At 63.4% G+C, this 1,191-nt stretch carries 2 protein-coding genes; both read left to right on the top strand.

Annotation, left to right across the window (positions count from 1 at the left end; all coding sequences use genetic code 11):
- The first annotated feature begins 269 nt into the window (after positions 1 to 269).
- Positions 270 to 881 carry a universal stress protein gene (locus tag AC1DT2_RS23930; RefSeq protein ID WP_477299185.1) on the top strand — a complete coding sequence of 204 codons (612 nt, stop codon included), beginning with the start codon at positions 270 to 272 and terminating at the stop codon, positions 879 to 881.
- Positions 882 to 949: 68 nt separating this feature from the next.
- A partial coding sequence (locus tag AC1DT2_RS23925) for a hypothetical protein (protein ID WP_477299183.1) occupies positions 950 to 1,191 on the top strand: 242 nt, incomplete at its 3' end.

Raw genomic sequence — 1,191 nt, 5'->3', positions numbered from 1 at the left:
AGAACATCGCCCACATCCGGCAGACACGTCTGCATCGGCGCGGGGGAGCGTTCGCTCGTTTGCGTGGTCGTGGTGTCCATGGGGGACTCCTTACGGTGAGGATGGCTCCTTTCTACGCGGTGCCATGGCGAAGCAATTGACCTTCGTCAACTGGGCGGTCCTTTCGTGTTTCGAAATAGTTGACCGGCCTTGACGTGTGTCAAGGCGGTGCATTCACGTACGCGCGATGTTCGATTTCCATCGGTTGTCGAATGCCTCGGAGATTGACCATGTCAGGCGCACCTGCTGATCCGTACCGCCCGCTACTGCACCCGGAGGCCCTGGATGGCGATGTGCCTGGACTGCTCGCCGAGAACGACGAACAGACGCTGTTGCTCTGCCGCGCCTGTGCACGCACCATGCCGCGCGGCGACATGCCCCTGTCGATCAGGCGCTCTTTCAATCGCGTGCTCATCTGTACGGATGGGTCACTGCTGGGTAATGACGCCGTCGCACTCGGTCTGGCGGTTGCCCAGATGGCCGGCGCATCGGTGGTGTTCCTGCACGCGGCAATGCCGTGGAAAGGCGGCATGTGGCTTGCTCGCATGTTCCGCACCGCCGAAGCCGCCATCGATCCCGGATGCGCGGCATTGGCGGAGACCAGCCTGAACGGTGCGCGCGCCATGGCAATGAACGCGGGCGTGAAGTTCGAAACCCGACTCGCGTATGACCCGCACCCCGAGCGTGCCATTCTCGACGCGTTGCGCGATACCGGATGCGACCTTGTCGTCATGGGCTCACGTCATGGGCGGCGCGCCCGTCGGGTCGCTTCGCACATCTGGGTTCCGCTGCTGACCTGCCAGGCAGCAGCGATGCCCGTCTCGGTGGGAGCGTTGGCTTGACCTGCGTCAAGGCGGACCGATCGCAGGCGCCTACAACTGACCCTTTCCCTCACGATCCGGAGACGACCATGTCCCTTTCCATCGTTCAGCCCGCTGTCGATACCGCCGATGTCTCGATGCCATCGCCCTGGCGCGACATTGCCGTGGCGCTGACGGAAACCTCCGGCGACGCCGTCGCGTTGGAACTGGCCGGTAGGCTGGCTCATCAATACGGCGCCCAACTGAATGTATTGCAGCTGGTCGTCGTGCCCACGCCGTTGATCGACCCCTGGGCGCTTATTCCAGATCCCGGGTTCGCCCAGGTCTATAC

This window comes from Luteibacter sp. P4_E6, from assembly GCF_056401535.1.
This window is presented reverse-complemented; position numbering and strand designations above follow the sequence as displayed.